The sequence below is a fragment of the Rhizobium sp. NLR10b genome, assembly GCF_019685435.1.
Lineage (GTDB): Bacteria > Pseudomonadota > Alphaproteobacteria > Rhizobiales > Rhizobiaceae > Rhizobium.
In genome coordinates, this window is the sequence record NZ_JABDWV010000010.1 from 225,493 (window position 1) to 244,677 (window position 19,185).

At 62.2% G+C, this 19,185-nt stretch carries 15 protein-coding genes; 9 read left to right on the forward strand and 6 right to left on the reverse strand.

Features of this window, described 5'->3' with window-relative positions:
- Positions 1–141: 141 nt before the first annotated feature.
- Positions 142–1,476: a dicarboxylate/amino acid:cation symporter gene (locus HJB91_RS18565; RefSeq protein ID WP_210630516.1), complete on the forward strand. Its 1,335-nt coding sequence runs from the start codon at positions 142–144 to the stop codon at positions 1,474–1,476.
- A 220-nt stretch (positions 1,477–1,696) separates the two neighbouring features.
- On the opposite strand, the gene HJB91_RS18570 is transcribed toward HJB91_RS18565, so the two are convergent.
- Both HJB91_RS18570 and greA read right to left on the reverse strand, forming a co-directional pair.
- Positions 1,697–2,755: a glycosyltransferase family 4 protein gene (locus tag HJB91_RS18570; protein ID WP_210630517.1), complete on the reverse strand. Its 1,059-nt coding sequence runs from the start codon at positions 2,753–2,755 to the stop codon at positions 1,697–1,699.
- A gap of 27 nt (positions 2,756–2,782) precedes the next feature.
- Positions 2,783–3,259 carry a transcription elongation factor GreA gene (gene greA, locus HJB91_RS18575; RefSeq protein WP_004672775.1) on the reverse strand — a complete coding sequence of 159 codons (477 nt, stop codon included), beginning with the start codon at positions 3,257–3,259 and terminating at the stop codon, positions 2,783–2,785.
- Positions 3,260–3,524: 265 nt separating this feature from the next.
- On the opposite strand from greA, the gene HJB91_RS18580 reads away from it, so the two are divergent.
- Positions 3,525–4,757, forward strand: a complete 1,233-nt coding sequence (locus tag HJB91_RS18580) for a putative DNA modification/repair radical SAM protein (protein WP_221155689.1) — start codon at positions 3,525–3,527, stop codon at positions 4,755–4,757.
- The gene (locus HJB91_RS18585; RefSeq protein ID WP_210630518.1) at positions 4,757–6,211 is read left to right on the forward strand and encodes a UdgX family uracil-DNA binding protein; all 1,455 of its coding nucleotides are present in this window, start codon (positions 4,757–4,759) and stop codon (positions 6,209–6,211) included. The genes HJB91_RS18580 and HJB91_RS18585 overlap by 1 nt, the downstream gene beginning before the upstream one ends.
- Positions 6,212–6,266: 55 nt before the next feature.
- Here HJB91_RS18585 and carB read toward each other — a convergent pair whose 3' ends face one another.
- Both carB and HJB91_RS18595 read right to left on the reverse strand, forming a co-directional pair.
- The gene (gene carB / locus HJB91_RS18590) at positions 6,267–9,755 is read right to left on the reverse strand and encodes a carbamoyl-phosphate synthase large subunit (protein WP_210630519.1); all 3,489 of its coding nucleotides are present in this window, start codon (positions 9,753–9,755) and stop codon (positions 6,267–6,269) included.
- A gap of 169 nt (positions 9,756–9,924) precedes the next feature.
- Entirely contained in the window at positions 9,925–10,953 is a 1,029-nt protein-coding gene (locus tag HJB91_RS18595; protein WP_221155685.1) for a zinc-dependent alcohol dehydrogenase family protein, read from the reverse strand.
- 181 nt (positions 10,954–11,134) lie between these two features.
- On the opposite strand from HJB91_RS18595, the gene HJB91_RS18600 reads away from it, so the two are divergent.
- Positions 11,135–11,284 (forward strand): hypothetical protein, encoded by a 150-nt coding sequence (locus HJB91_RS18600; protein ID WP_221146992.1) that lies wholly within the window; start codon positions 11,135–11,137, stop codon positions 11,282–11,284.
- A gap of 109 nt (positions 11,285–11,393) precedes the next feature.
- Positions 11,394–12,311, forward strand: coding sequence for a neutral zinc metallopeptidase (locus HJB91_RS18605; protein ID WP_221155686.1), 918 nt, complete (start codon positions 11,394–11,396; stop codon positions 12,309–12,311).
- A 158-nt stretch (positions 12,312–12,469) separates the two neighbouring features.
- On the opposite strand, the gene HJB91_RS18610 is transcribed toward HJB91_RS18605, so the two are convergent.
- Positions 12,470–13,462 carry an aldo/keto reductase gene (locus HJB91_RS18610; protein ID WP_210630522.1) on the reverse strand — a complete coding sequence of 331 codons (993 nt, stop codon included), beginning with the start codon at positions 13,460–13,462 and terminating at the stop codon, positions 12,470–12,472.
- Positions 13,463–13,596: 134 nt separating this feature from the next.
- On the opposite strand from HJB91_RS18610, the gene HJB91_RS18615 reads away from it, so the two are divergent.
- From HJB91_RS18615 to HJB91_RS18625, 3 genes are all read left to right on the forward strand, one after another.
- Complete coding sequence (locus tag HJB91_RS18615) at positions 13,597–13,767, forward strand: hypothetical protein (protein ID WP_210630523.1); 171 nt, start codon at positions 13,597–13,599, stop codon at positions 13,765–13,767.
- Between the two features lie 61 nt (positions 13,768–13,828).
- The gene (locus HJB91_RS18620) at positions 13,829–15,073 is read left to right on the forward strand and encodes a TCR/Tet family MFS transporter (RefSeq protein ID WP_221155687.1); all 1,245 of its coding nucleotides are present in this window, start codon (positions 13,829–13,831) and stop codon (positions 15,071–15,073) included.
- Positions 15,074–15,218: 145 nt separating this feature from the next.
- Complete coding sequence (locus HJB91_RS18625; protein ID WP_210630525.1) at positions 15,219–16,622, forward strand: MATE family efflux transporter; 1,404 nt, start codon at positions 15,219–15,221, stop codon at positions 16,620–16,622.
- A gap of 16 nt (positions 16,623–16,638) precedes the next feature.
- On the opposite strand, the gene HJB91_RS18630 is transcribed toward HJB91_RS18625, so the two are convergent.
- The gene (locus tag HJB91_RS18630; RefSeq protein WP_210630526.1) at positions 16,639–16,959 is read right to left on the reverse strand and encodes an antibiotic biosynthesis monooxygenase; all 321 of its coding nucleotides are present in this window, start codon (positions 16,957–16,959) and stop codon (positions 16,639–16,641) included.
- Between the two features lie 275 nt (positions 16,960–17,234).
- On the opposite strand from HJB91_RS18630, the gene HJB91_RS18635 reads away from it, so the two are divergent.
- Positions 17,235–19,007, forward strand: coding sequence for an adenylate/guanylate cyclase domain-containing protein (locus HJB91_RS18635; RefSeq protein ID WP_221155688.1), 1,773 nt, complete (start codon positions 17,235–17,237; stop codon positions 19,005–19,007).
- Positions 19,008–19,185 lie beyond the last annotated feature (178 nt).

The following is a 19,185-nucleotide window of genomic DNA, read 5'->3' on the forward strand; positions in this document are numbered from 1 at the left end:
GGAAATACAAGGCTCTAAAAAGGTGGCGCGAAACTGGCACGGCGCTTGCGAAAGAGATGGCAACAACGGCTGAGCTGTTGGATTGAAGCGAACGGCTCGGGAGGCCGGAGTTCGTTCCGGACGAGCCTTTAGGAGGAAATCATGATCGCAGCACCACTCGATACAGTCGCAGACAGCAAGGGCAGGAAGCCCTTTTATTCCCATCTCTACGTCCAGGTTCTCGCCGCTATCGCTGCGGGTATCATTCTCGGTCATTTCTATCCCGACCTCGGCACCCAGCTGAAGCCGCTCGGCGATGCCTTCATCAAGCTCGTCAAGATGGTGATCGCGCCGGTCATCTTCCTGACGGTGGCCACCGGCATTGCCGGCATGAGCGACCTGAAGAAGGTCGGCCGCGTCGCTGGCAAGGCGATGCTCTACTTCCTGACCTTCTCGACGCTGGCGCTCGTCATCGGCATGATCGTCGCCAACGTCGTCCAGCCCGGCGCCGGCATGAACATCGATCCGGCATCCCTCGACCCGAAGGCCGTCGCCACCTTTGCCGATAAGGCGCATGAGCAGAGCATCGTCGGCTTCCTGACGAATATCATCCCGTCGACGATCGTCGGCGCCTTTGCCGATGGCGATATTCTGCAGGTGCTGTTCTTCTCGGTGCTCTTCGGCATCGCGCTCGCCATGGTTGGCGAAAAGGGCGAGCAGGTCGTCAATTTCCTCAACGCCCTGACGGCCCCCGTCTTCAAGCTCGTTGCCATCCTGATGAAGGCCGCCCCGATCGGCGCCTTCGGCGCCATGGCCTTCACGATCGGCAAGTACGGCGTCGGATCGATCGCCAACCTCGCCATGCTGATCGGCACCTTCTACCTCACCTCGCTGCTCTTCGTCCTTGTCGTGCTCGGCGCCGTCGCCCGCTATAACGGCTTCTCGATCCTGGCGCTGCTGCGCTACATCAAGGAAGAATTGCTGCTGGTTCTCGGCACCTCGTCTTCCGAAGCCGCACTTCCGGGACTGATGAACAAGATGGAAAAGGCCGGCTGCAAGCGCTCGGTCGTCGGCCTCGTCATCCCCACCGGCTATTCCTTCAACCTCGACGGCACCAATATCTACATGACGCTGGCAGCCCTCTTCATTGCCCAGGCGACCGGCATCAATCTCTCCTGGGGTGACCAGATCCTGCTGCTGCTGGTAGCGATGCTGAGCTCCAAGGGTGCTGCCGGCATCACCGGCGCCGGCTTCATCACCCTTGCCGCGACGCTCTCCGTCGTGCCCTCCGTGCCGGTCGCCGGCATGGCGCTCATCCTCGGCATCGATCGCTTCATGTCGGAGTGCCGGGCGCTGACCAACCTCGTCGGCAATGCGGTCGCGACGATCGTCGTTGCCCGTTGGGAAAACGAGCTGGATACGGCGCAGCTCGCCAGAGCGCTGGGCGGCCAGGCAGAACAGGGCGCTCCGGCTGCCGGACTTCAGCCGGCGGAATAACAGGCCGACCTGTTCGCCATTCTTGGATATTTGCAGCGGCCCGTCATCCGATGGGCCGTTCGCTCGTTGATAACTCTCGTTCTCTAGTCGACGTCATCCTCGGCCTTGTTGTGCCGAAGGATCTGCTGCCCTATCAAACGGAGGCAGATGGTCGGGAAGCCTGAGCATGACGAAGGAGAAGTTGGCCGGCTTTTTCAGCAGGCAGTTTCCCGTTTCGGCTTTAACCACTGTTGTCGCCGAGAAGGCGATCGTAAACAGCGCCAATCGCTTTTGCTTCCTTCTCCAGCGCGAAATTCGCCCGGACATGACGCAATGCATTCTCGCCATGCACGATCGCCAGCGCCGGATCTGCGATATAGGGGGCGATTGCCCGCGTCAGCGCTTCGCCATCGCCTGCAGCCACGACCGAACCGGTCTCGCCCTCGGCGATGAGTTCGGCATAGGCGCCCGCATCCGATGCCACTACGGCCGTCCGCGAGGCCATGGCTTCGAGCGGCGTCAAGCCGAAACCCTCGTTGCGGGAAGGGGCGACGTAGAGCGTCAGGCGGCGATACCAGACCTTGATATCAGGCACTTCGCCGAGAAACAGGATGCGGTCGGTGAGCCCGGCGGCGGCGACATCGGCCTTGAGCTTTTCGGCGAAGGCGGTGTGCTCGGCCGTCACGCGGCCGGAGACGACGGCTGTCCATTCCGGATGCTGCGGCAAGAGCTCGATCATCGCCTTAACGAATAGATCGGTGCCTTTCTGATGGCGCACGCGGCCGAAGCAGCCGACGAGATAGCGGCCGGGCAGGCCGGTCGCGGTTATGCCGTCGTCGGCGGTTTCCGGTGGGTGAAAGAGAGAAAGGTCGACGCCGTGCTGGATGACAGTGTGAGGCACTTCGAGGAAGGAGCCTGAGCGGTCACTGGTCGCGATCACCGCGTCCATGCGGCGGATCAGCCATTTCGTATAGGCGGTGTGACGGCGTTGCGCCGCCGAAGTGAAGAGCAGCTTCAGCGGCATGCGCAGGACATGGCGAAGCAGGATGCCGACGGCCATCTCATTGTTGCGGCGGGCGTGCCAGACGCGGTGACGTCGCCTGGCCGGCGGACGCCACAGCCCGAAAAGCTGCGCCCATCTCAGTTTGGCCAAGCCCTCCGGCAGGCCGGGGCCGAGCGTCGCTATGCGCATCCCAAGCCAGATCTGGCATGGGATGAGCTGAACGATGGTCGACGTGACGCCGGAGAGCCGGCGCTTGAAGTTGGGCGCGATGATCTCGACGTCACGAATATCCGGCAAGGAATGGGTCTCGTGTCTGACGGGCGATCAGCCCCAGGAAACCTGTAGGATTTCGTAGGCCTTGGAGCCGCCCGGCGCATTGACCTCGATGGAATCGCCGACTTCCTTGCCGATCAGCGCACGGGCGATCGGGGAGGAGATGGAGATGCGGCCGGCCTTGACGTCGGCTTCCTGGTCGCCAACGATCTGGTAGGTCTTTTCTTCCTCGGTGTCCTCGTCAACGAGCTTCACCTTGGCGCCGAACTTGATCTTGTCGCCGGACATTTTCGTGAGGTCGATGACCTCGGCGCGGGCCGTCAGGTCTTCCAGCTCGGTGATGCGGCCCTCATTGTGGCTCTGGGCTTCCTTGGCGGCATGGTATTCGGCATTTTCGGAAAGGTCGCCATGAGCACGGGCTTCGGCGATCGCCTCGATGATTCGGGGGCGCTCCTCCTGCTGACGCCAGCGCAGCTCTTCCTGCAGCTTGACGAAACCACCCTGTGTCATCGGTACCTTATCAACCATTTTTCTGTCCTTCACTCCTTGCGGCCGCCGTCTTGCGTCAGCACAGTCAGGCACACACAAAAGAAAACAGGTCCCGAAGAGGAACTTCGGAACCGTGCCACAATCATAGTTGCATGCTTATAGCAGATCGCCACGGCTGATTTCCAGAAAATTCGCATAAATGAAACGCATACCCGCTGGTACGTCGGGTGATGCGTGCCAAACGGGGGAGCGGCAGCCGCGCCGGGATTGACTTTGCGCCATGGAACATATAGTGAACATACTAATGAAGAAGTCGCTAACCGAACGTTTGGCCATCCTTTCCGATGCCGCAAAATACGATGCTTCCTGTGCCTCCAGCGGCACGGTGAAACGCGATTCGAGCGCAAGCGGCGGACTGGGTTCGACCGAGGGATCCGGCATCTGCCATGCCTATGCTCCGGATGGACGGTGCATTTCGCTTCTGAAGATCCTGCTCACCAATTTCTGCATCTACGACTGTGCCTATTGCGTCAATCGCTCCTCCAGCAATGTCGAGCGCGCACGCTTCACGACGGAGGAAGTCGTCTGGCTGACGCTCGAATTCTACCGACGCAACTATATCGAAGGCCTCTTCCTTTCCTCCGGCATCATTCGCTCTTCCGATTACACGATGGAGGAGATGGTCGGCATCGTCCGCGAGCTGCGGGTGACGCATAATTTCCGCGGCTATATCCATCTGAAAGCGATCCCCGAGGCGTCGCCGCATCTGATCGAGGAGGCGGGGCTTCATGCCGATCGGCTGTCGCTCAATATCGAGCTGCCGACCGACAGCGGGATTTCCCGTTTCGCGCCGGAAAAGAAGCCCGTCAATATCAGACGATCGATGGCGGATATCAGGTCGAAGATCGAGGCTGCCGATGAACCGACGCTTAAGACCGGGAAACGCCAGCGTTTCGTGCCAGCCGGCCAGAGCACGCAGATGATCGTCGGGGCGGATGGGGCCAATGACGCGACTATTCTGGCGAGCAGCGGCCGGCTCTACAGCAGCTATGGCCTGAGGCGCGTCTATTACTCCGCCTTCAGCCCCATCCCGGACTCCTCGAAAAACCTGCCGCTGATCAAGCCGCCGCTGATGCGCGAGCATCGGCTTTACCAGGCCGACTGGCTCTATCGGTTCTACGGTTTCGGCATCGAGGAGATTACTGCGAACCAGGCGGACGGCATGCTCGATCTCAATCTCGATCCGAAGCTTGCCTGGGCGCTTGCCAACCGGGGCGAATTTCCCGTCGACATCAACAAGGCCGAGCGCGAGCGGTTGCTGCGTGTGCCGGGCCTCGGCACCAAAACCGTGAAAGCGATCGTCTCTGCGCGCCGTTTTCGTCGCCTGCGGCTTGATGATCTCTCCCGACTCGGAGTTTCGATCAAGAAAGTCCAATCCTTCATCTCCGCGGAAGGCTGGTCGCCGCGACGGCTGGTCGACCGCCCGGACCTGCGCGCCGTGTTCGAGCCGCAGCATGAACAATTGTCCTTGCTGTGATGCGCCGGGTCGTGCTTGCAGGACGTGGAGATCTTGGCGAATGGCGCGATGCCGCACGCGTTTTGGCGGCAGCCGGCATCTTGCCCGAGGAGATCGACTGGCGCGAAAAAAGCGCCGAGGCCGATCTGTCGTTTCAACGGGACGCCATGCCGCCAGCGCCTGCGACAACGCGTAAGCCGATGACGGTGCCGCCCGCTTTCATCGAGCTTGCTGAGACCGTCCTCTGCCATTCCGATCCGGCGCGATTTTCTCTGCTGTACCGTCTCCTCTGGAGGCTGCAGCTGGATCGGCAACTGCTGGAGGTGACCTCCGACGAGGATGTTGTGCGGGCCAGGCTGATGGCGAAGAACATTCGGCGCGACGCGCACAAGATGACGGCCTTCGTCCGTTTCAAGGAAGTCGGCGCGGTATCGGCAGGTCGTCGGAAATTCCTCGCCTGGTTCGAGCCGGACCATCATGTCGTCAGGCGCACGGCTCCCTTTTTCCAGCGCCGTTTCAGCGACATGGACTGGCTGATCGCCACGCCCAAGGGCTCGGCGGCCTGGAACGGCGAGCGGCTGACGATTGCCGACGAGCCATGCGAAAGGCCTAATCTCACCGATGCCACGGACGAACTCTGGCGAACCTACTATGCCAGCATCTTCAACCCCGCGCGGTTGAAGGTGAAGGCGATGCAGGCGGAGATGCCGAAGAAATACTGGAAGAACCTGCCGGAGGCCGACCTCATTCCTGGCTTGATTGCATCGGCCGAAAGCAAGGTGCGGGAGATGGCGGCGCGGGAGGCGACGCAGTCGCTGCCGTTTCACGACCGCTTGCAGCGGGCCGCGCGCAATCTCCCCGCAGAACCAGCGGCTACTGCGGGCACGCTGGAAGCACTGCGCGCGGAGGCCGCTGTCTGCACACGCTGCCCGCTTCATGCAAATGCGACGCGGACGGTATTCGGAGAGGGGCCGCGCGATGCGCAGGTGATGTTCGTCGGCGAGCAGCCGGGCGACCAGGAGGATATTTCCGGGCGTCCCTTCGTCGGTCCCGCCGGCAGGCTTCTCGATCAGGTGATATCGGAGGCGGGCATCGACCGCTCGAGGCTCTACGTCACCAATGCCGTCAAGCATTTCAAATACGAGCCGCGGGGCAAGCGTCGCATCCATCAGAAGCCGAATATGAATGAGGTGAAGCATTGCCGCTGGTGGCTCGATCGCGAGATGGCGCTCCTCAAGCCGAAACTGATTGTCGCATTGGGGGCGACGGCGCTTGCGGCGCTGACCGATGTCAAAGAGCGCCTGCAGGATGTCAGGGGAAGGGCGATGGCGATCGAAGGAGGGCGCACGCTCTTCGTGACGGTGCATCCGTCCTATCTGCTGCGCATTCCGGACGAGCGACTGAAGGCGGAGGAGCTGGCCCGGTTTCGCGTGGATATGCTGAAGGTTCAGCGGCTTATGGTCTCAGCCGGATAAATTGATTCCGGTGGAGTTCGCGCCACTGCCCGTCGAGCGGTGGCGCTGCCCTGTCTCAAGCGAAGTAACTTTGCAGCGGCCGCACTTCGAGATTGCCGGCCTTCAGCGCCTTGATCGCCTGGGCGGCGGCTTCGGCGCCGGCCATCGTCGTGTAATAGGGCACCTTCTGCATCAGCGTCGCACGGCGCAGCGACTTGGAGTCCGAGATCGCCTTGTTGCCGTCGGTGGTGTTGATGACGAGTTGGACCTGGCGGTTGCGGATGGCGTCCTCGATATGCGGACGGCCTTCCAGAACCTTGTTGATCTTGGTGGCGGTGATGCCGTTTTCGCCGAGGAAGCGGGCGGTGCCGCCAGTTGCCAGCACCTTGAAGCCTTCTTCGACGAGGATGCGGATCGCCGGCAGCACGCGCGGCTTGTCCTCGTCGCGCACGGAGACGAAAACCGTTCCGTCACGCGGCAGTTCGACGCCCGCGCCGAGCTGCGACTTGGCGAAGGCCAGTGCAAAATCGGTGTCGAGGCCGATCACTTCGCCGGTCGAGCGCATCTCCGGGCCGAGCAGCGTGTCGACGCCGGGGAAGCGGGCGAAGGGGAAGACGGCTTCCTTGACGGCGATGTGCGTGAGCTTACGCGGATCGGGCTTCGGCCCGTAGGCGGCGAAGGTGGCGTCAAGTTTCTCGCCGGCCATGACACGGGCGGCGATCTTGGCGATCGGCGCGCCGATGGTCTTGGCGACGAAGGGCACGGTGCGGGAAGCGCGCGGATTGACCTCGAGCACGTAGACGATGCCGTCCTTGATGGCGAACTGGACGTTCATCAGGCCGCCGACATTGAGCGCCTTGGCCATGGCTTTCGCCTGGCGCTCCAGCTCGTCGAGCAGTTCGACCGGCAACGAGCGCGGCGGCAGCGAACAGGCCGAGTCGCCGGAATGGATGCCGGCTTCCTCGATGTGCTCCATGATGCCGGCGACATAGACGTCGGTGCCGTCGGAGAGGCAGTCGACGTCGACTTCGATCGCATGGGTCAGGTAGCTGTCGAAGAGCAGCGGGTTCTTGCCGAGCAGGGTATTGATCTGGCCGGTCTTGTCGTTGGGATAACGCTGCTTGATGTCCTCCGGCACCAGTTCCGGAACCGTGTCCAGCAGGTAGGTCTGCAGCTGGCCCTCCGAATGCAGGATCTGCATGGCGCGGCCGCCGAGTACGTAGGACGGGCGAACGACAAGCGGGAAGCCGATTTCGGCGGCGACGAGGCGGGCCTGCTCGACCGAATAGGCGATGCCGTTGTTCGGCTGGTTGAGGTCGAGCTTCATCAGAAGCTTCTGGAAGCGGTCGCGGTCTTCGGCGAGGTCGATCATATCAGGCGCGGTGCCGAGGATCGGAATGCCGTTCTTTTCGAGCGCCTCGGCAAGCTTCAGCGGCGTCTGGCCGCCGAACTGGACGATGACGCCGACGACTTGCCCCTTCTCCTGCTCGGCGCGCAGGATTTCGATCACGTCTTCGGCCGTCAGCGGCTCGAAATAGAGGCGGTCCGACGTGTCGTAGTCGGTCGACACGGTTTCCGGGTTGCAGTTGATCATGATCGCTTCATAACCGGCATCCTTCAGCGCGAAGGCGGCATGGCAGCAGCAATAGTCGAACTCGATGCCCTGACCTATTCGGTTCGGGCCGCCGCCGAGGATGACGACCTTCTTGCGGTCGGACACCAAAGCTTCCGAGCGGGCGGCGCCGACGAAGGGCGTCTCGTAGGTCGAATACATATAGGCGGTCGGCGAAGCGAATTCGGCCGCACAGGTGTCGATGCGCTTGAAAACCGGACGGACGTTCAGGCCGTTGCGCAGTTCCGCGACTTCCTTCGGGCGCTTGCCGGTCAGCGTCGCCAGGCGCGCGTCGGAGAAGCCCATGGCCTTCAGCATGCGGAGGTTGGCAGCATCATTGGGCAGGCCGTGCTCGCGGATGCGGGCTTCCATGTCGACGATGTTCTTGAGCTCGGCGATGAACCAGGGGTCGATCTTGCAGCCTTCATGCACCTCTTCGATGGTAAGGCCCTGGCGCAGCGCCTGGGCGACCATGCGCAGGCGGTCCGGCGTCGGCGTGCCGATGGCGGCGCGGATGGCGTTCTGGCTGGACTCGCCTTCCTCGAAGTCGGGAATCTCGATTTCGTCGAGGCCGGTCAGGCCGGTCTCGAGGCCACGCAGCGCCTTCTGCAGCGATTCGGCAAAGGTGCGGCCGATCGCCATGACTTCGCCGACCGACTTCATGGCCGTGGTCAGAACAGGCGAGGCGCCGGGGAATTTCTCGAAGGCGAAACGCGGGATCTTGGTGACGACATAATCGATCGACGGCTCGAAGGAGGCCGGCGTCGCGCCGCCGGTGATGTCGTTTTCCAACTCGTCGAGCGTGTAGCCGATAGCGAGCTTGGCGGCGACCTTGGCGATCGGGAAGCCGGTGGCCTTGGAAGCGAGTGCCGAGGAGCGCGAGACGCGCGGGTTCATTTCGATGACGACGAGGCGGCCATCTTTCGGATTGACGGCGAACTGGACGTTCGAGCCGCCGGTCTCGACGCCGATCTCGCGCAGCACCGCGATCGAGGCGTTGCGCATGATCTGGTATTCCTTGTCGGTCAGCGTCAGCGCCGGGGCGACAGTGATGGAATCGCCTGTGTGGACGCCCATCGGATCGATATTCTCGATCGAGCAGATGATGATGCAGTTGTCCGCCGTGTCGCGGACGACTTCCATCTCAAACTCCTTCCAGCCGAGCACCGATTCTTCGATCAGCACCTCGGTGGTCGGCGAAGCATCGAGGCCGCCGCCGACGATCTCGAAGAATTCCGAGCGGTTGTAGGCAATGCCGCCGCCGGTGCCGCCGAGGGTGAAGGAGGGGCGGATGATGGCCGGCAGGCCGACATGGTCGAGCGCCTGGGCGGCGATCGCCATGGCGTGGTTCAGGTAGCGCTGCTTGCGGTCGCTCTCGCCGAGGTTCCACTGGTTTTCCAGCTCGTCCAGCGCCTTGTCGAGGTCGGGGCCGGAAAGGCTTTCGCGCAGTTTGCTGCGCTCGGCCTCGTGCGTCTTGCGGTCGAGATCCTTGATGTCGGTGGCGTTTGCCAGCATCGAGCGCGGCGTTTCCAGGCCGATGCGGGCCATGGCTTCGCGGAACAGCGCGCGGTCCTCGGCCATGTCGATGGCGGCGGGCTTGGCGCCGATCATCTCGACATTGTAGCGGTCGAGCACGCCCATGCGTTTCAGGGAGAGAGCGGTGTTCAGTGCCGTCTGGCCGCCCATGGTCGGCAGCAGTGCGTCCGGGCGCTCCTTGGCGATGATCTTGGCAACAACTTCGGGGGTGATCGGCTCGACGTAAGTGGCGTCGGCGAGACCCGGATCGGTCATAATCGTCGCAGGGTTGGAATTGACGAGGATGACGCGGTAGCCTTCCTCCTTCAGCGCCTTGCAGGCCTGGGTGCCGGAATAGTCGAATTCGCAAGCCTGGCCAATGACGATCGGTCCCGCGCCGATGATGAGGATCGATTTGATGTCTTGGCGCTTCGGCATGGGCGATATCCGTTGTCTGGCTGCGCAGAAAGCCGGCCAGGGTGGAGATCACCGGGTCGGTTGCGCATGCTGGGTCTTTTCAGGCTAGAAGCGGCTTATAGGCAAATGTTTTTGCAAACGGAACCCCATAAATCGCGGAATCGACAGGAATCCGAATAGGCGCGAATGGCTATTCCTGTCCAGGGATGACCAGCACCCGGATTTCGCCGCCGCGCGCCGGATTGATGATCGCTTCCGGGGCTTCTGCGAGCCCGATCCTGCGGGAGATCAACGGCTCGACCTTGATCCTGCCGGTGGCAATCAGATCGGCGGCGCGGCCATGGGTGAAAGGGTTGACGAAGGAGCTTATCAGCCGGACTTCGCGAAACAGCAGGTCGAAGGGCTCGATCTCGATCTTTGCTCCCTGCGGCATGACGCCGAGAATGACGGCGCTGCCGCCGCGGCGGGCAAGCCGGGGCGCCTGCTGCATGGTATCCGTGACACCGGCGCATTCGAACACGACATCGGCGCCGCCGGGCAGCAGTCCGTCCGCGTCGGTGAGACGGGCAATGATATCGCCGTCGCCCGGATCCGCTGTTGCCGTGGCGCCGAGGCTTTCGGCCAGCCGGCGTTTTCCAGGGTTCCGCGTCACCAGCACGACGCGAGTCGCGCCGGCGAGCCTGGCCAACTGAAGGGTGAGCAGGCCGATCACGCCGCCACCGAGCACGATGACCGAGGCGCCGGCTTGCAGCCCGGCGAGATCGACGCCGTGAATGCAGCAGGCGAGCGGCTCGCAGAAGGCGCCGTGGAGCGGATCCAGATCGGCAGGCAGCGCGAAGGCCTGGCTTTGCGGCATGCAGACATAATCCGCGAAGCCGCCGTCGCGGTGAATGCCGATCGCCCGGAGGTTCCGGCAGAGATTGACGCGGCCGCGCCGGCATTCCTCGCAGCCGCCGCAGGAAATGTTCGGATCGCCGGTCACGCGCATGCCGGGGCGGAAATCGGTCACACCCGGTCCGACCGTCTCGATGATGCCTGCGAATTCATGGCCGAGCGTCACCGGCGGCTTCGACGGAAATTCGCCGTGGAAGATATGGCGGTCGGTGCCGCAGATGCCGCAGGCCTCGATCCGGACGAGCAATTCACCCGGACCTGGTGCCGGCCTTTCGACTTCGCAAAGATGCAACTGTCCCGTCGCTTGCAGACGTACCGCCTTCATCGCCATCTCCTCCCGCATTCTCCCCTTCTAACAGGAAGAGCGAAAGCAGGAGTCGCGTCAAGCGGTTGACGCATCTTCTTTACGTGATGGGAGACGCATGTCGAGGCATGGCTGCGGCCGACCGGGCTGAGGGAACAATATCCTCTCCCTGAAGTTTTCGAGCCGAGAAACTGGAGCTGTGATGATGGATCCGAAAGACAAGGAACCGGCGGAAGGCTCGCGGGAGACCGTGGATAAGGAGCTGGCACGTCAGGGCCAAGGCAAGTCGCATGGCGGCGGTAAAAGTGGCGGAGAAAAGGGACCGGCGCAACCAAACCCGAGGAAAAAGTGAGCTGCTCAACCGCCTGTGTTGCATGCGGTTGAAGCCGCTGGAATTCCTCCTGTCGGCGGTTATATAAATTCCTTGAGCGCAAGCACGGGCATTGCCGGGGAGAACGAAAATGGAATGGAGAGGCCGGCGTCAGTCCGACAATATCGAAGATCGTCGCGGCAGTCCCTCAGGCGGCGGTTTTGGCCGTGGTGGTGGTTTCAGCTTTCCCTCGGGCGGCGGCGTCCGCCGCGCCGGCGGCGGCTTGAGCATCGGTACCATCATTTTCCTCGTCATCATCTATTTCATCTTCAAGATGATGGGTGTCGATCTGCTGCAGGTGCTCGAGACCGGCGACATGTCAAGCGGTCCCGGTTATGAGCAGAGCGAATCCGGTGCTCGAACGCCCGCCAATGACGAAATGACCGCCTTCGTCCGTACCGTCCTTGCCGAGACCGAGGATACTTGGAACGGCATTTTCCAGGCACAGGGCCGAGATTACGAGGAGCCTCGGCTCGTGCTTTTCTCCGGCCAGACGCAGTCGGCCTGCGGTTTCGCTTCTGCCGCGACTGGCCCGTTTTATTGCCCTGGAGATCATAAGGTCTATCTCGACACGGCGTTCTTCCAGGAGCTGTCTGACCGCTTCGGCGCATCGGGCGATTTTGCCGAAGCCTATGTCGTTGCCCATGAGGTCGGCCATCACGTGCAGAACCTGCTCGGCATCCTGCCGAAGTTCAACCAGGCCCGTCAGCGCATGAGCGAAGAGGAGGCCAACAAGATGTCGGTGCGGGTCGAGCTGCAGGCCGATTGCTTCGCCGGCATCTGGGGCAAATACACGCAGCAGAAGGGCATCTTGGAGGCCGGTGATCTCGAGGAGGCGCTGAACGCCGCCCAGCAGATCGGCGACGACACGCTGCAGAAGCGCTCGCAGGGTTACGTGGTGCCCGAGAGCTTCAACCACGGCACCTCGGCGCAGCGTGTCAGGTGGTTCAAGCGCGGTTTCGATAGCGGGCAGCTGACGGCGTGTGATACGTTTTCCGGGCCGGTTTGAAATGCCCCTCATCCGCCTGCCGGCACCTTCTCCCCGCACGCGGGGCGAAGGGCATATGCCGCGGCCTCTCGGTTTTCCCGCTCAAGTTTCGTCTGGCACGTTCCCTCGCCCCGTTTAGGGGAGAGGGTTAGGGTGAGGGGCTGTACCCCCCTCGCGCCTTACCTCTCACTATCCATATGCTGCAGCATATGTTCCGGATAACGCCCGCCCGCGGCCGCGTCCTTTGGCACGGCGCGTTCAATCGCGGCGAAATCCTCCGGCGACAGGTCGACGGCGCGTGAACCGAGCGCCTCGGTCAGCTGGTCGCGGCGGCGGGCGCCGATGAGGGGGACGATATCCTTGCCCTTGGCGGCGACCCAGGCGATGGCGATCTGGGCGACCGAGACGCTTTTTGCTCGGGCGATCTCGCGCAGCTGCTCGACCAGCGCGAGGTTCTGATCGATATTGCCTTCCTGAAAGCGCGGACTATGGGTACGGAAGTCGCCGGCGGCGGCCTGGCCCTTCTGCCAATGGCCGCTGATCAGGCCGCGCGAAAGCACGCCGTAAGCGGTAATCGAAATGCCGAGTTCACGCGTCGTCGGCAGGATGCGATCCTCGATCCCGCGCGAGATCAGCGAATATTCGATTTGCAGGTCGACAATCGGGGCGGTGGCGGCGGCGCGACGGATCGTCTCGGCGCCGACTTCCGACAGACCGATGTGTTTGACGTAGCCTGATTGGATCAGGTCGGCGATCGCGCCGACGGTGTCCTCGATCGGCACATTCGGATCGAGGCGGGCAGGGCGGTAGATGTCGATATAGTCGACGCCGAGGCGCTGCAGTGTGTAGGCGAGAAAATTCTTCACGGCCGCCGGGCGGGCATCGATGCCGCTCCATCCGCCCGCGGGATCGCGAAGCGCGCCGAACTTGACGCTGATGACAGCGTCTTCGCGCCTGCGGCCCTTCAGTGCCTCGCCGACCAGCATTTCGTTGTGGCCCATGCCGTAGAAATCGCCGGTGTCGAGCAGATTGACGCCGGCATCGAGCGCGGCATGGATCGTCGCAATGCTCTCCGCGCGGTCGGCGGGACCATACATGCCCGACATGCCCATGCAGCCGAGGCCGATGGCCGAGACATCGGGTCCGGTCTGTCCCAAACGATAGGTCTGCATTGTCTTCTCCTTTGTTGCCCAGCCTGGCGCGACGGATCATCGACGCCAAAGCAGCGCTGCCGATGCGGTTTTAGCGCTTTCGCATCCGGGTGATAATCGGACGACACCGAACAGGCTGTGCGGGAGCATGCACAATGCACGATCCCTTGATTGATCTGGATGCCTCCGGGGCGATTGCAAGGGAAATCATCCCCTCGGCGATTGGAAACAGCAGTGCGCGTCCGACGGTTGAGGCTCTGACGATTTTCCCGTACAACTCAACAATGCTGTGGAGTGTTCACGGATTGTTTCGGTTTCTTTTCTGAGCTATGTCACTTTCCGGCGATGAGATCGTCTTTTCAGAAATAACTGCTGTTGAGATGCTTCATGCTTGATCCCAAATTCGTTCGCCGCAGCCTGTTTCTGGTCTTTATCATCCTCTTCCTTGACATTATCGGCATCGCCATCATCATGCCGGTGCTGCCCGCCTATCTGGAACAACTGACCGGCGGCAGTGTCAGCGATGCGGCGATCGACGGCGGCTGGCTGATGCTGGTTTATGCCGGCATGCAGTTCCTGTTCGCGCCGCTGCTCGGAAACCTCTCCGACCGTTTCGGCCGCCGGCCGATCCTTCTTCTTTCAGTGCTGACCTTCGCGATCGACAATTTCATCTGCGGCATCGCCACCAGCTTCTGGATGCTGTTCGTCGGCCGCGTGCTGGCCGGCATCAGCGGCGGCAGCTTCGCCACCTGTTCGGCCTATATCGCCGATATCAGCACGGAGGAGAACCGGGCGAAGAACTTCGGACTGATCGGCATCGCCTTCGGCGTCGGCTTCACCATCGGCCCGGTCATCGGTGGATTCCTCGGGGAATTTGGCCCACGCGTGCCGTTCCTCGGCGCTGCCGCTTTGTCGCTTCTCAATTTCATTGCCGCCTGCTTTCTGCTGCCGGAAACGCTGGAGGCGAAGAACCGCCGCCACTTCGAGTGGAAACGCGCCAATCCGCTCGGCGCATTGCGCCAGATGCGCCATTACCCTGGTATCGGCGGGGTCAGCCTCGTCATGTTCCTGTTTTTCCTGGCGCATGCCGTCTATCCCTCGGTCTGGTCTTTCGTCTCGACCTATCGCTATGGCTGGAGCGAGGGCCAGATCGGTCTTTCGCTCGGCATTTACGGCATCGGCGCAGCACTCGTCATGGGGCTGGTCCTGCCGCGCGTCGTGCCGCTGCTCGGTGAATGGAAGACCGCGCTTCTCGGCCTCTGCTTTTCCGCTGCGGGGCTGACCGGCTATGCCTTCGCCTGGGAGGGTTGGGTGGTTTATGTCGTCATCGTGGCGACCGTCATCGAAAACGTCGCCGATCCGGCGCTGCGCAGTATTGCCGCCGGCAAGGTGCCGCCTTCGGCGCAGGGCGAGTTGCAGGGCGCGCTGACCAGCCTCAGCAGCATCACCACCATTGTCGGGCCGCTGATCTTCACGCAGATGTTCGGCTATTTCACGCGGCCTGAGGCGCCCGTCACCTTTGCCGGTGCGCCTTATCTCACGGCTGCCGTGCTCATTGTTCTGGCCGCCGGGGTATTCCTCACGAGGGTTCGAGCCCGCAAGCCGGCCGAGGCGCTGGAAGGCGTGAGCTGAACCGATCAGAAATGGTGATGGTATGATGAATTTTTCATCATCTGCCTGTTTTGGGGTAGTTCTTTGCGGGGCTTTGATTTAAGCCCCAGTGATATTTTTGCGCCAACTACGGGGCGTTGCAGATCTCAATCACAGGACTGGTGTCATGGACACGCCGATCGACGCGCGCAGCCTTGCGCCGACAAGCGATAATCGTTGGGGGGCGCATTTCCGCGCAACACTGGCGCTCGGCATTCCGCTGATCGGCGCGCAGCTCGCTCAGCTCGGCATCAATACCACCGACGTGATGATCGTCGGGCGCCTCGGCGCCGAGCATCTGGCGGCAATGGTGTTGTCGGCTCAATTCCTTTTCACCATCCTCATCTTCGGTTCGGGTTTTGCCATCGCCGTCGTTCCGATGGTGGCGCAGGCCTATGGTCGCGGCGACGTCGTCTCTGTGCGCCGATCGCTGCGCATGGGGCTGTGGGTGGTGATTGGATATTGGGCCGTCATGCAGCCCGCTTTCTTCAATTCCGAGCAGATCCTGCTCTTCGCGCAGCAGAAGCCCGAGGTGGCCAAGCTCGCGCATGGCTATATCATGATCGGTCAGTTCGGCGTGCTGCCGGCACTGCTCTTCAACGTGATGCGCGCGCTGGTCAGCGCCATCGGCAAGGCAGCCATCATCCTCAACGTCACCATTGTTACGCTGGTGATGAACGCGTTCTTCGCCTATGCCCTCGTGCTCGGCCATTTCGGCTTTCCGGCGATGGGGCTCGAGGGTGCGGCGATCGTGTCGGTCGTGGTGCAGACGGCTGGTTTCCTCTTCATCCTTGCCTTCGTGCAGAGGCGGGAGGAGACGCGCCGCTACGAGATCTTCGTGCGGTTCTGGAAGCCAGATTGGCATGCGCTGCTGGAAGTCATCCGGCTCGGTTTCCCGATCAGCGTCACCATCCTTGCCGAGGTCAGCCTGTTCACGGTTGCCTCGCTGCTGATGGGCTATATCGGCACGATCGAACTTGCCGCCCACGGCATTGCCCTGCAATGGGCCTCGATCGCTTTCATGATCCCACTCGGCCTCAGCCAGGCGGCGACGGTGCGCGTGGGTGTCGCGCACGGGCAGGGCGATTATGACGGGCTGGTGCGGGCTTCGATCATGGTGTTCATCCTCGCCTGCGCCATTTCGGCGGTGGGCTCGGTGCTCTTTGCCACCATGCCGCAATTCCTCGGCAGCTGGTTCCTCGACGTCAGTTCGCCCGAGGCGCCCGAGGTGCTCGCCTATGCCGGGCCGCTGATCGTCGTTGCCGGGCTTTTCCAACTGGTGGATGGGCTGCAGGTGATCGCCAACGGATTGCTGCGCGGCCTGAAGGACGCGCGCGTGCCGATGATCATGGCGCTGATCGCTTACTGGCCGATTGGCTTCTTCCTGGCCTGGGCCTTCGCTTTTCCGCTGGGTCTGGGTGGCATCGGCATCTGGTTCGGCTTCCTCGTCGGGCTGGCGGCGGCGGCCGCCATGCTCTGCGGACGGTTCTATCTTCTGCTTCGCCGGGAGGGAGCGACGGCCGGCGCGTGAGCCGGCCGTCTCATGCTCAGGCGGCGACAGGCTTGTAACTGGCGATATCGGCTCGAATGCCGAGACGCGAAAACATTTCCTGCGGATCGAAATTTGCGGCCTTATGGGCGGCCATCACGGCTGCCCGCGCGCGCTCGACGACCTCGGTATTCTGCCATTCGGCAATGGTGACGAAATTGAATTCGCCGGGACCCGCCACCTGCTCCAGCACCTTGTGTTCGATGAAGCCCTCCTGTGCCTCCAGCAGCTTGTGGGTCATCATCACTTTGACAAGAAATTCCTCACGCGCCGCCGCCGGCACGATGAACTTGTCGATACGATAGAAAGCTCCGCTCATCTATATCTCCTGCATCGGATCTGCAGGCAGTTCTGTAATTCCTCAAGCATGCTTGAGGTCAAGAGTGAAAGGGGAAGGGCCGGTCGAATGCCCATTGCTTTCCTGTTTCGGGGATATTTTCCAAGCTTGATGCACCATTGCGTGGAGCTTCAACGTCGGGTGCGTCCATGAGCCATTGGAAAAGTCGATCGCAACCAAGATCGCTCTAAGCCGCGGCTGGAAGTTCTTTCTTGCCCTCTGTCTCCCTGCTATTCTGGAAGTGAGGAGACGGCGCGATGAGCGAGAACCGAAAGCTAGCTGCAATCCTGGCCGCAGACGTGGTCGGGTACAGCCGGCTTGCCGGCGCCGACGAGGACCGCACCCTGGCGAGGTTACGGGCACTGCGCAGCGATCTCATCGATCCCACGATCGCCGTGCACCATGGCCGGGTGGTGAAGCGCACCGGCGACGGGGCGCTGGTCGAGTTCCGCAGCGTCGTGGACGCCGTGCGCTGCGCCATTGAGGTGCAGAACGGTATGGTTGAGCGCAATGACGGCGTGCCACAGGACCGTCGCATCGAGTTCCGGATCGGTATCCATCTGGGCGACGTCGTCGAGGAAAGCGACGGCGATCTGATGGGCGACGGCGTCAACATCGCCTCGCGATTGGAGGGCGTCGCCGCGGCGGGCACAATCTGCCTGTCCGAGGATGCCTATCGCCAGGTCAAGGCGAGGCTTGATCTCTCGGTCAGCGATCTCGGCACCACGCAACTCAAGAACATCGCCGAACCGATCCGGGTCTATTCGCTGCAAGTCGGCAGCGCCGGGACCAAGGCTGCCGCGACTTCCGAAACCGGGACGAGCCAACCGGCGACGGCAACGTCGCCGAAGCTGTCGATAGCCGTCCTGCCCTTCGCCAACATGAGCGGTGACGCCGAACAGGACTACTTCGCCGACGGCATCTCGGAAGACATCATCACGGCGCTATCGAAGTTGTCGGAGCTCTTCGTCATCGCCCGCAATTCGTCGTTCACCTTCAAGGGCAAGAACGTCCAGGTGCAGGAGGTGGGCACGAAGCTCGGCGTGCGGCATGTTCTTGAGGGCAGCGTACGCAAATCGGGGAACAGGGTACGCATCACCGCGCAGCTCATCGACGCGACCACCGGCGGACATTTATGGGCGGAGCGGTTCGATCGCGACCTAACCGACATATTCGCGGTTCAGGACGATGTAACGCAGCAGATCGTCGATGCGCTGGCGGTCAACCTGACAGAGGGGGATCGAAAAAGACTGGTGCCGGGGCAGACCGGGCGCCCTGAGGCGTATGACTGCTTCCTGCGTGGCCGGGAACTGTGGCACCGGCTGACGAAGCAGACGAACAGCGACGCCCGCAAACTTTTGCGACGTGCCGTCGAACTGGACCCGGACTTCGCCTCGGCGCACGCCTTCCTCGCCCTTACCCACGGGCTCGACTACCTGAACCGGTGGAGCGCGTCGCCGCAACGCTCTATCGAGCAAGCTGAAGAGGCTGCGACGCTGGCGGTAGCGCGGGATGATAACGATCCTGTTGCACACTGGGCGCTGAGCGTGCTCAAGCTTTACTCGCGACAGCACGATAGAGCCATCAACGAGGCCGAGCGCGCGATAGTCCTCAATCCGAACTTCGCTGAAGGGCAGGTCAGCCTCGGCGAGGCACTAATCTATTCAGGCAGAGCCGAGGAGGCACTCGCCTGTTTCGATCGGGCGAGGATCTTGAACCCGTACTTTCCTGATGTCGTCCTGCACTTTCAGGCCTTGGCTCTGTTTCAACTGAGAAGGTACCAAGAGGCCGTCGAACTATTGCTGCAGCGCGTGAGCCGCAACCCCGTTACTGATGTCTCGCGTGCGCTTTTGGCCGCCTGTTACGGGCACCTCGGCCGTTTCGAAGAGGCTCGCGCGACGTGGCAAGAAGTGCTGCGGGTCAATCCCGAATACTCCCTGGAATACCGCCGCAAAGTCTTGCCCTTTAAGAACCCCGCCGATTTCGAGCTTGTCGTGGAGGGGCTACGCAAGGCCGGTGTCGTACAATGACGAATGATTAATGTCCGATCTTCAACCCGTTGCCGCCGTTTGCACGGAGGACGCAGGAGTGCGTTTGCCAGCAGGATGATCTTTCGCATGATGGCTGTGATGGCGACCTTCGGCGGCTTGCCGGCTTTGATGAGGAGGTCGTATTTGGCGCTGAGTTCCGGGTTGAAGCGGCATGCAA